Genomic DNA, 10,184 nt, shown 5'->3' with positions numbered 1-10,184 from the left:
CGTAAAGCGAGCGAATGTATTGCACTTCATGACGCAATCCTTCTTGCAATGGCGTTGTTGGATTGTATGAAAGCAGGCGTTCGGCTTTTGAAATGTCCGCCCACGTATGTTTCGGCTCTCCGATCGCTTTATTCATATATTGCTTTTTTGCTCGTTTTCCGATGATCGTCTCGAGCATAGCGATGACGTCGTTTAGCGAAGCCCGTTCTTTCCCGCCGATATTGAACGTTTCCCCGATCGCTTTTTCGTTGCCAAGGACGGCGAGCGTGCCGTTGACACAATCGGAAATGTACGTAAAATCGCGCGTTTGTGTGCCATCGCCAAAAATCGTGATCGGCTCATCGAACAACATATGGCGAATGAAGCGATGAAAGGCCATATCTGGCCGTTGGCGCGGACCGTACACCGTAAAATAGCGCAAAATGGTCGTCGGCACATCAAACTCGGAGTGATATACGCGGCATAAATGTTCCCCAGCTAATTTCGTAATGCCGTATGGCGAAAGAGGGGTCGGGGGCATATGTTCAGCCACGCGACCGTCTTTTTCACCGTAAACGGACGATGTGGACGTATAAATGAACTGCTTTGGTCGGTGTTGTTTGCATGCTTCAAGCAAACGTTGCGTCGCTACGATGTTGTTTGTCGTGTATAAATCAAACGTCGTTCCCCAGCTCGTTCGCACGCCCGGCATACCAGCAAAATGATAAATGACATCGACTTGTTTTATGATGTCAACGAGCGGCAACGATAAAAGATCGCCTTCGATCCATGTAAAACGATCATGTTTGTTTAACGTGTCGATCGTTTGTTCTTTCCATCGTTTTGGCGTTGGACCGGTGAACGAATCGACGCCGATGACGTGATGATGCGGCAACAGCGCTTCGCATACGTGCGAGCCGATAAAGCCAGCCGCCCCTGTGACAAGTATATTCATCCGCGTCCCACCCCCACATAGTTCAGTCCTGCTTGAATAACATCGTTGCGCGGTAAGCTATTTCTCCCGTCGACGACGACGTTTCCGCTCATCGTTTGTTTCACTTGTTCCCAGTTTAATTGTTTATACTCATCCCAATCGGTCGCGACGATGAGCGCATCCGCTTGTTGGAGCGCTTCATCGATCGTTTTTGCTTGCTTTGCGTCCATGCCGTTTGGGAGGACGGCTTTTGGGTCGTGCGCCACGACATGAGCGCCAAGGTTGTGCAATGCTTTGATGAGCGATACGGCAGGCGACTCGCGAATATCGTCTGTATTCGGTTTAAAGGCGATACCAAGGACGGCGATACGTTTATCGGAAAGCGTGCCTAACGTCCGCCTTATTTTTTGAACGTACCAATAAAGCTGTGTGTCGTTAATTGTTTTTGTTGCTTCTATCATGTACGGGCGCACCGCTTTTTTATACGCCATTTGTTGTAGGGCGGCGACATCTTTTGGAAAACAAGATCCGCCATATCCGATACCGGCTTGTAAAAAGTGCGGGCCGATTCGTCCATCAAGCCCGATGCCTTTCGCGACATGAGCGACATCGACGCCGTACGCTTCGCAAAGGCGCGCCATTTCGTTGATGAACGAAATTTTCGTGGCTAAAAAGGCGTTGGCGGCGTATTTAATCATTTCCGCACCGCTTAAACTTGTGACGACATACGGGGCATGAATACGTGCGTATAACGTCTGCATAACAGAAAGGGAACGATCATCATCGTCACGTAAGCCGACGACGATCCGATCGGGATAGAGGGAATCGAAAATGGCTGACCCTTCGCGTAAAAATTCAGGGTTAGAGACGACGCGTACGTTTTTTCCTTCCATTGTTAGCCGTTCATATATGCGTTCGTTCGTGCCGATCGGAACGGTGCTTTTCATGACGAGCGTTTGCTGGGCGCGCAAATGAGGAAGAAGCGTGTCGATGGCACGGTTGACGTACGACACGTCCGGTTTTCCGTTGTTGTCGGGCGGTGTGCCGACGCAAATAAATATGACATCGGCTTTTTGTATATGTTTTTGTCCGTCACGATGAAAAAAAAGCCGACTTTTATGGTCGGTGAATAGCTCGGCTAAACCAGGTTCATAAATCGGAACGTCCCCACGTGTTAAGGCGGCAATTTTTTGTTCATTTTCATCTACGCAATGGACGGTATGACCAAGTTTGGCAAGCACTGCGGCTGTCGTTAGTCCAACATAGCCAGCGCCGATAATTAAGACGTTCATATGTTCACTTCCTTTATTCGTCTTCGTCGTCTGTTTTCGTCGTTCCGATTGCCATCGCCGTCTGTTCGGCCGCTGCGACGAGAGCATCGGAAGGAAACTCGATCGCTACAATGTTGCGGCAATGAATCGTTATCGTTTCACCACCGTGTTCGTAAAAGCGGTCAATGTGGAGCGTCACTTCATTTGTCATTTTGTTTACTGCAGCGAGCTGGGCGTGATAATACGTTTGATTGTTCGTATGCACGTGCAGCTCTGTTCCTTCGGCAAGGGAAAGCAATGTCGAGCATATGTCGTTTATTTGTTTTCTTTTTGCTAAAAAGTCTTTGCTGAAAAAAATGCGATACACTTGTTCCACTCCTTTCTTCGTCTATCTCATTGCATTATATGTGAAACAACAAAAAAGGAATGGGCGAAAGCACTACATGTTTTTTACATATGAAACATAAAGTGAAGCGAGGAGGCGAAAAAGATGGATGCGTTTCACTTTTTTCTTTTATGTATCGCTTCGTTTCGCTTGACGCGCCTGATTGTATATGATCGTATTACGTCGTTTTTGCGCGCGCCATTTCATGATGAAATCGAGCAAGATGGGGAAACGTATATCGTCATAAAAGGAACAGGAATGCGGAGATGGATCGGAGAGCTGTTAAGCTGCCATTGGTGTACAGGGGTATGGTGCGCAGCGGCGTTGTACGTTAGCGCGATGTTCGCTCCGTACATTGTTATGCCGCTTGTGTGGATATTAGCGATTGCGGGAGGTGCTTCCCTCATCGAAATCGTTGTCCAACAATGGAGCAAATAAAAAAGCGGGCGGATGCCTGCTTATTTATTGACAACGATATGATTGAAGGAGGCGATTCCTTGCTTGAGCTGGCGGAAATAGACGAACGCTTCCACAACGATCATATGGAATATGCGCAATTCGAAAGAGGAAAAGCGCAGTTGTTCGTTTGGCAAAAGCGCCGCTTTGTCGGTCGGTTTGAGCCAATATTCTCCGTCTTTCACTTTTTGCCGCCAATCGTCGATCGCAAACGTCCATCCTCCTTCTTCTTGCGCATGTCGAAAAGAAAATTTTCCGCTTAGTTGAGCATGATCGGGAGGGCGGAGGCGAAGGCAAATGATCGGGTCATTCAGCGTCGTATTGCCGCTATTTTCAATGATGAGATCGCCGATCACCGTCACATGTTCGTCTTTTTCTTCAGGAATCATCGTCGCGTATGCAAAATAGGCATGGGCGAGCTCTTTCTTTTCCTCTTTTTTTCGTTTTTTTTCTTGTTCGAGCGCCACTTCGTAAAACAGAAGCTGTTGTTCGAGCTTTTCAATCGTTTGTTCACATTCATCCATTTTTTCAAGTTGTTTTTGTAAATAATGATTGCGCAACTGCTCGCGCTTCAGCTCAGTTTCGACGAGCTGCAATAGCTGTTTATATTTCGCCACTTCCGAGCGGTAGTGAATAATTTTTTGTTGAAGTTGAATATGTTGGTTGTTCATCGCCTCCCTCCTATAAACGTTTTGAACATCCTTTCCATTCATTTGAAGTGATATGGGGCGGTTGAATCATAAAACATTCCACCTTTTTTTGATCGGTTCAATATTCATTTTATTTTGCAACATGTCATATATACCATAAAGAAAGGAAGAAGGACATAAAAAAGCAGGCTGTCTGTGAGCCTGCTTTAGTCATTAATGTGCTGGGAATACTTCAGGGCATTGCGGTGGGAATTTGTCTGTTGGGCAAAGTGTCGCTTCTAAAATTTCTTCGCGCGGCTGGCAGTAGCGTGCTTCGACTTCAAGTTTTACGTCGGCTTCCATTTGCACTTCTAAACATAATGTAATCGATACATCGAGCTGTGAGAAGTTGTCAGTGCAAATTAAGCTAGCGTCACATTCGAAAAATGAAATGTGGCAATCGAGCGTCGTTCCTTCTGGCGCGCATAAAATAAATGTTTGCGCTGTTGCGAATGGAATTGGACTTGATTCACAAACAACGTGGCCGTTTGCGTTTACGACTTGCACAACGACGTGACCTTTCACAAGCACTTTCACTTTTTGCAATGTGACTGTATCACCAGATGGAAGCGTGACGTGAACAGGTTGGCGTCCGTTCGGTTGCAAAATTTCTTGGCAAATGAGAGCATTGTTATCTACTGTTTGATCGATGCGGTTTCCTTCATCGTCTGTTAAGAAACAGCGAATCGAGAAATCGCCAGCGCTTAAGCCGTTAGATGCGAAGAAATCACAAACCGTTTGCCCATGGCGCGGACATTTGCTTTCTGGAAAGATCGCTTCCAAATCCCCATTTGAAAAACTGCGCAACGGCACATCGATTTGACGAGTAACCCAGTCATACACTTTGCGTGTTTTAATACACACTTTTTCTTTACGCTCTTTATGATGCGTCATGCCTCGTTCCTCCTAATTTCAGTTTTTCCCGTCGCATGTATCGGGACTACTGTATAGTATGAGAAAGGTAGGTAAGTGTGCAGGGATAAGTGCGGAATTTTTTTGTCATAAATGGGCGTGCCATTGAATTGTTATGTAGTAGAGAGGGGGAGGCATATGCAAAACGAGTTAGACGTCTTGCGGGCGGAAAATGTGTTGTTAAAAGAATTGGCGGCGTTAAGTGAACAACGGTATGAGGAAGTGAAGCGGTTAAAAAAAGAAAACGAGGAGTTAAAAAAACAAATTGAGCAATTAACGAAACAGTTATTTGGTCAGCGGCCAGATTCGTGGTTTATGCATACGCTTCAACGGCAACAAGCGCTGAAACACGCCAAATTACCGTTGTCGACTCCGTTTTCGTTTGCGGAAAAAGAGAAATAGGAAAAAGGCATAGTCACTCGCTCCATCTTTTTCATATGCTAGTGTATCTTACATGTTGTGGAGGGTTATGAAATGGAAAAGAAAAAGACGATGGCGCTTCACGGAACACAGTCGGCAAAAGTATATACGTCTTCCCCAGCACCTGTCAAAAAAACGGGTGGCTGCGGATGTGGAAAAAAAATAAAAAAACAATAAGCATGGGGTGAGAAGGAGATGGAGCGCTTTAAAAACTATGGACTATGGCTCGCGATCGGCGCTTTTATACCGCTTTTCTTGCAAACGTTTGGCGTCGATATTGATTTAGGAAAATATGAGCAATTATGGAACGCCTTTTTAAGTATTTTAGTCATGGCTGGAATCATCAATAATCCGTCGCTCGGAAACGGATTCCGCGATAAACGTTAGCTCCTTCGGGGGCTATTTTTTTGTATAACTTGACGAGATGTGCGCATGCTATGAGATGAAAAAGAAAAGGAGGTTTTTCAATATGACTGTCGCAAGTTCTGTGAAACAAACGTTAGCTGGATTAAAGTCAGCGCAAGCAAGTTTTGAAACGTTCGCTTTGCAAACGGAAAATGAAAAGGCAAAACAATTGTATCAACAAGCAGCGCAACAAACGCAAGCGATCGTTGATTTGTTGTCCCCGCGCCTGCAAGAAATTGAACAAGAAGAGCCACAATATAAACAGTAAGTGAGTCGGGTGTCCAATCGGGGCGCCCTTTCGTTACATGAATAGAAAGGTGAATGTGATGAGACAATTGCTCGTAATGATCCTCTTTTTTTTCATCATAAGTTGTGCACATGAGCCAAAAGAACAAAAACAGTCGCTGCAAAACGAAAACATCACGAACGTAAGCCATGACGGGAGCGCCAATCGAAGCGACCAACGGCACGCAAAAAAAGCGGTCGATATGTTAAAAGCACGACGCGATGTGAAAGATGCGGTGGCGGTCGAAGCGAACGGACGGCTGCTCGTTGCGTATCAAGTGAAGCATATGCAACGATTTCGTATGAAAGCGATTGAAAAAAATATAGAGCGCACGTTAAACGATGCGTTCGATAAACAAGTGATCGCATCACACGATTTAAAAATTTTTTGGAAAACGAAAGCGTTAAAAGAAAAAATGGAAACGAAACGAATGAGTGAAAAAGAGATTGAAAAAGAGATGACGGTCATTCAAAAATTGAGCGAAGAACAGACGTAGCGAGGTGGGACGATGGCGAACGAAAAACGAAAAAATTTAACGCCTGTACAACAACAATATCATCAGTTTGAACAAGCGCGCGAAACGAAGCGTCCGGTGTTGAAAAATTGCGTGCGCGCCTTTTTTGTCGGCGGGCTCATTTGCGTCATCGGACAAGCCATTTCTTATTTTTATATGTACTTTTTCGATTTCACAGAAAAAACAGTCGGCAATCCGACAGTCGCAACGATGGTGTTTTTAGCGATGCTTTTGACCGGCTTTGGCGTATATGATCGATTGGCGCAGTTTGCTGGGGCGGGAAGCGCGGTGCCTGTCACCGGATTTGGAAACGCCGTCATTTCGGCTGCGATTGAGCATCGGACGGAAGGGTTTGTGCTCGGTGTCGGTGGGAATATGTTTAAGCTTGCCGGTTCAGTCATTTTGTTCGGCACGTTTTCCGCATTCGTCGTGGCGCTCATTAAAACGATCGCGGTGAAATGGGGTGGTCTCGGATGATGAAAGGGCATCGCACGTGGGTGTTTGAAAACCGCCCGGTCATCGTCGCCACCGCCACAGTTGGCGGACCGTTTGAAGCGAACGGAAACATCGCTAACGATTTTGACTTGCTGCATGAAGACCTTTGGCTCGGAGAAGATTCGTATGAAAAAGCGCATAAAGTGTTGTTTGAAGAAGCGTTTTTTCAAGCGATGAAAAAGGCGCGCATCGAAAAGGAACAAGTGCAGTTTATTATTTGTGGCGATTTAATTAATCAAATGACCCCTTCAAGCTTTGCGGCGCGCACGCTTAGCACCCCGTATCTCGGCGTATTTGGCGCATGTTCAACGTCGATGGAGGCGCTAGCACTAAGCGCGTTTATCGTCAATTACGGCGGGGCGAAGTACATATTGACAGGAGCGGCAAGCCATAATGCAGCGGTCGAAAAACAGTTTCGCTATCCGACCGAATACGGAGGGCAAAAGCCGCCGACGGCACAATGGACGGTGACGGGCGCTGGTGTGGCGTTAGTTGGCAGCGAAGGTGATGGACCTCGCATTACGTCCGCAACGATCGGGCGCGTCGTCGATATGGGATTGACCGATCCGTTCAATATGGGGGGAGCGATGGCGCCAGCGGCTGTTGATACAATTGAGGCGCATTTGCGCGATATGCAAGTCGATGCGTCACATTATGACTTAATCGTCACAGGCGATTTAGGAAAAATTGGCCGCACCGTCTCGCTCGATTTATTGCGGAAAAACGGAATGGAGCTAGAAGAAGAACGATATGAAGACTGCGGATTAATCATTTACCGCGAAGGACAGCCGGTGTTGTCAGGTGGAAGCGGGGCGGGATGTTCTGCGACGGTCGTCTATGGGCATTTATTTAACCGAATGAAGCGCGGGGAAATTCGGCGTATGCTCGTCGTTGCGACGGGCGCACTTTTGTCGCCGCTCACGTTTCAACAAGGGGAGACGATCCCGTGCATCGCACATGCGGTGGCGATTGAATATGGAGGCGATCATGGATGATGGCAATGTTTTTTTGGGCGTTTGTCGTCGGCGGGCTCATTTGCGTTATCGGGCAGTTGATGTTTGATGTATTCAAGCTTACCCCAGCTCATACGTTAAGCGCGCTCGTCGTCGCCGGAGCGATTTTAGACGGCTTCGGCTTATACGAGCCGCTCATTGATTTTGCCGGAGCAGGTGCGACCATTCCGATTACAAGCTTCGGGAATGCGCTCGTGCACGGGGCGATGCAAGAAGCGGAAAAGCATGGCATCGTCGGGGTGTTAAACGGCATGTTTGAAGTGACGAGCGCCGGCATTTCAGCGGCGATCGTGTTCGGTTTTATCGGCGCATTATTATTTAAACCGAAAGGATAGAGGAAGATGACCATTGGTTCACAAGTCAAGCAAAGTTTAGCGAACATGAAGGCCATTCATGCGACGTTGCAACAGTTGGCGCTCACTTCGACAAACGAAGAAGCGCAACGAGCGTTTCATGAAGCGATGCTTGAAACGGAACAAATGATTGCGGCGCTGAAAGGGCGAATATCGACGCTTGAACGCGAGGAGCCGCAATATAAGGGGATGTAAATATGCCAGCATGGTTAGAAGTTGCGATTCGTTCCATTTGCATTTTAATCGGACTGTTCATCATTACGAAATTGTTAGGAAAAAAACAGTTGTCAAAGCTGTCGTTTTTCGAATATATCGTCGGCATTACGATCGGGGATATTGCTGGCTCGATGTCAATGGATTTAGATATTCGGTTAACGGAAGGGTTGACGAGCATTTTAATTTGGTCGCTTTTCCCTGTCGTCATTTCGATCATTTCGTTACGAAGCAAAACATTTCGCGATTTTGTCGAAGGAAATTCAACTGTATTTATTAAAGACGGAAAAATTTTAGAAGATAATTTGAAAAAAGAGAAATATACGGCGGACGAATTGCTTGAACAGTTGCGGAAAAAAGATGTGTTTCGCGTCGCTGACGTCGAATTTGCGACGCTTGAAGCAAACGGCGACTTAAGCATTTTATTAAAGCGCGACAAGCAGCCGCTAACGATCGGGGACGTCGCGCCGTACGTTCCGCGCGAAAAAGAGCCACAAACCGTCATTATGGACGGCAAAATTTTAGATGAGCCGCTCGCGACCGCTCGTTTAAGCCGCGGCTGGTTGAAGCAACAGCTCGATCAAATGGGCGTCGCCGTTGAAAACGTCTTTTTAGCTCAAGTCGATTCGTACGGCCAATTGACCGTCGATTTATACGACGACCGCATTCAACTACCAGAGCCGCAACAAAAGCAACTATTGCTTGCATCGATGAAAAAAGCAGAAGCCGATTTCGAGCTGTTCGCCTTGCAAACGAACGACGCAGAAGCGAAACAAATGTACGAACAACAAGCGAAACAAATGCAGCAGCTTATTCAAAAACTGCAGCCGTTTCTTACGTGAAAGATAAACACCGCTCTCATGCGAATAGGCATAGGGGCGGTATGTTTGTTTTCCTAAGGGTAAATGATTCATCTTACAATAGAAAGCAAAGTGGACGATGGGTCATTGTCGTATCTAGTGGTTAAGCGATTTAACGTTGACACATGCGAAGATTTCATTCTGCCTAGTTGTTGTCGGATAGTATACGAGTTCTAGGTGAAAAACGTAACGTTTTTATGTAAAATAAACTTTACATTTTGTAAAAAATACTTTACTATGTGTATATAGAAATCTTTGCATAATGGAGGTGTGATAAATGGCAAAGAACAACGGCTCTTTATCCAATCGAATCAATGTATTAAGAGCCGAACGGAAAATGACACAAAAAGATTTAGCTGAAAAAGTAGGGGTTAGCAGACAAACGATTATTTCAATTGAAAAGGGAAACTACACACCCTCGTTAGTATTAGCGTTTGAAATTGCAAATGCTTTTGGAGTAGACATTAATGATGTATTCCAGTTTAAAAAAAATGAGGAGGTTTGATAATAATGGGTACTTTTGTTCATTTTACGAATGGTTTAACAGTATTAGCGCTGGCTGCTTTTTTAGTTTTAATTTTTTTGATTAAGCGAGAAGGTAAAGATGAAAGAACACAATATATGGTTTATAAATTGTTTAGTTTTCTGTTTACTTTCCTGCTGATCGGTCTATCTTTAATTATCATCGTGACAGGATGGAAAGCTATGGATTATACTTTACTTAGAGTTAGCATCACCACTTTAATGTCATTGAACATTTTTGTTGGACTTGTTTATTGGATATATCTTAGTAAAACAGCTTAGTAAAAATAAAAGTTGTATACCATTTTTTACAACATGTTTTACTGACGTTTGTTAAGAAACAATAAGTAAACGAAATGATGTTTTCACATTCTTGTTCAGGAGAGAGCATCATTTGTCAAGTACATGTTACAAAGATAAACCAAAATATTCTATTAAATCCTTGAAAAAAAAAAAATAAAAATATATAATAAAAAT

At 45.2% G+C, this 10,184-nt stretch carries 18 protein-coding genes; 13 read left to right on the top strand and 5 right to left on the bottom strand.

From position 1 onward, the window contains the following. The 3 genes from V7Z64_RS09245 to V7Z64_RS09235 all read right to left on the bottom strand — a co-directional run. Positions 1 to 934, bottom strand: a 934-nt coding sequence (locus V7Z64_RS09245; RefSeq protein WP_334110178.1) for an NAD-dependent epimerase/dehydratase family protein, incomplete at its 3' end; no start/stop codon positions are given. Next, positions 931 to 2,292 (bottom strand): UDP-glucose dehydrogenase family protein, encoded by a 1,362-nt coding sequence (locus V7Z64_RS09240; RefSeq protein WP_297990225.1) that lies wholly within the window; start codon positions 2,290 to 2,292, stop codon positions 931 to 933. The genes V7Z64_RS09245 and V7Z64_RS09240, both read right to left, overlap by 4 nt. Beyond that, the gene (locus V7Z64_RS09235; RefSeq protein WP_297990227.1) at positions 2,219 to 2,551 is read right to left on the bottom strand and encodes a hypothetical protein; all 333 of its coding nucleotides are present in this window, start codon (positions 2,549 to 2,551) and stop codon (positions 2,219 to 2,221) included. The genes V7Z64_RS09240 and V7Z64_RS09235 overlap by 74 nt, the downstream gene beginning before the upstream one ends. 123 nt (positions 2,552 to 2,674) lie before the next feature. Here V7Z64_RS09235 and V7Z64_RS09230 point away from each other — a divergent pair, with 123 nt between their 5' ends. Beyond that, complete coding sequence (locus V7Z64_RS09230; RefSeq protein WP_297990229.1) at positions 2,675 to 3,007, top strand: DUF1360 domain-containing protein; 333 nt, start codon at positions 2,675 to 2,677, stop codon at positions 3,005 to 3,007. Between the two features lie 20 nt (positions 3,008 to 3,027). Here the strand turns inward: V7Z64_RS09230 and V7Z64_RS09225 are convergent, their stop codons facing one another. Further along, on the bottom strand, positions 3,028 to 3,696 hold the full coding sequence (locus V7Z64_RS09225; RefSeq protein WP_297990231.1) for a hypothetical protein: 669 nt from the start codon (positions 3,694 to 3,696) through the stop codon (positions 3,028 to 3,030). A 192-nt stretch (positions 3,697 to 3,888) separates the two neighbouring features. Beyond that, complete coding sequence (locus tag V7Z64_RS09220; protein ID WP_003395343.1) at positions 3,889 to 4,608, bottom strand: hypothetical protein; 720 nt, start codon at positions 4,606 to 4,608, stop codon at positions 3,889 to 3,891. Positions 4,609 to 4,764: 156 nt separating this feature from the next. Here V7Z64_RS09220 and V7Z64_RS09215 point away from each other — a divergent pair, with 156 nt between their 5' ends. The 12 genes from V7Z64_RS09215 (at position 4,765) to V7Z64_RS09160 (ending at position 9,989) form a co-directional block, all read left to right on the top strand. Continuing rightward, positions 4,765 to 5,028: a spore coat protein regulator protein YlbO gene (locus V7Z64_RS09215; protein ID WP_297990234.1), complete on the top strand. Its 264-nt coding sequence runs from the start codon at positions 4,765 to 4,767 to the stop codon at positions 5,026 to 5,028. 72 nt (positions 5,029 to 5,100) lie between these two features. Beyond that, positions 5,101 to 5,223, top strand: coding sequence for a hypothetical protein (locus tag V7Z64_RS09210; protein WP_004891743.1), 123 nt, complete (start codon positions 5,101 to 5,103; stop codon positions 5,221 to 5,223). An 18-nt stretch (positions 5,224 to 5,241) separates the two neighbouring features. After that, positions 5,242 to 5,433, top strand: a complete 192-nt coding sequence (locus tag V7Z64_RS09205; protein WP_003395339.1) for a hypothetical protein — start codon at positions 5,242 to 5,244, stop codon at positions 5,431 to 5,433. An 82-nt stretch (positions 5,434 to 5,515) separates the two neighbouring features. After that, a complete protein-coding gene (locus V7Z64_RS09200) occupies positions 5,516 to 5,719 on the top strand; it encodes a DUF1657 domain-containing protein (protein ID WP_003395336.1) in 204 nt (67 codons plus the stop codon). Positions 5,720 to 5,777: 58 nt separating this feature from the next. Beyond that, the gene (locus V7Z64_RS09195; protein ID WP_297990244.1) at positions 5,778 to 6,233 is read left to right on the top strand and encodes a YhcN/YlaJ family sporulation lipoprotein; all 456 of its coding nucleotides are present in this window, start codon (positions 5,778 to 5,780) and stop codon (positions 6,231 to 6,233) included. A gap of 12 nt (positions 6,234 to 6,245) precedes the next feature. After that, positions 6,246 to 6,728, top strand: coding sequence for a stage V sporulation protein AC (spoVAC, locus tag V7Z64_RS09190; protein WP_003395332.1), 483 nt, complete (start codon positions 6,246 to 6,248; stop codon positions 6,726 to 6,728). Beyond that, complete coding sequence (gene spoVAD / locus V7Z64_RS09185) at positions 6,725 to 7,741, top strand: stage V sporulation protein AD (protein ID WP_003395330.1); 1,017 nt, start codon at positions 6,725 to 6,727, stop codon at positions 7,739 to 7,741. Before spoVAC ends, spoVAD begins: the two co-directional genes overlap by 4 nt. Then, a complete protein-coding gene (gene spoVAE, locus V7Z64_RS09180; RefSeq protein WP_297990247.1) occupies positions 7,738 to 8,094 on the top strand; it encodes a stage V sporulation protein AE in 357 nt (118 codons plus the stop codon). Before spoVAD ends, spoVAE begins: the two co-directional genes overlap by 4 nt. Before the next feature lie 6 nt (positions 8,095 to 8,100). Continuing rightward, the gene (locus tag V7Z64_RS09175) at positions 8,101 to 8,307 is read left to right on the top strand and encodes a DUF1657 domain-containing protein (RefSeq protein ID WP_003395328.1); all 207 of its coding nucleotides are present in this window, start codon (positions 8,101 to 8,103) and stop codon (positions 8,305 to 8,307) included. Positions 8,308 to 8,309: 2 nt separating this feature from the next. Continuing rightward, entirely contained in the window at positions 8,310 to 9,167 is an 858-nt protein-coding gene (locus V7Z64_RS09170; protein WP_297990250.1) for a DUF421 domain-containing protein, read from the top strand. Positions 9,168 to 9,462: 295 nt separating this feature from the next. Then, on the top strand, positions 9,463 to 9,690 hold the full coding sequence (locus V7Z64_RS09165) for a helix-turn-helix transcriptional regulator (RefSeq protein ID WP_297990252.1): 228 nt from the start codon (positions 9,463 to 9,465) through the stop codon (positions 9,688 to 9,690). Positions 9,691 to 9,695: 5 nt separating this feature from the next. Beyond that, a complete protein-coding gene (locus tag V7Z64_RS09160) occupies positions 9,696 to 9,989 on the top strand; it encodes a hypothetical protein (RefSeq protein WP_297990254.1) in 294 nt (97 codons plus the stop codon). Positions 9,990 to 10,184 lie beyond the last annotated feature (195 nt).

It is taken from the genome of Anoxybacillus sp. (assembly GCF_036834105.1).
Lineage (GTDB): Bacteria > Bacillota > Bacilli > Bacillales > Anoxybacillaceae > Anoxybacillus.
Note: the sequence above shows the minus strand (reverse complement) of the source record. Positions and strands in the feature narration are given on the sequence as shown.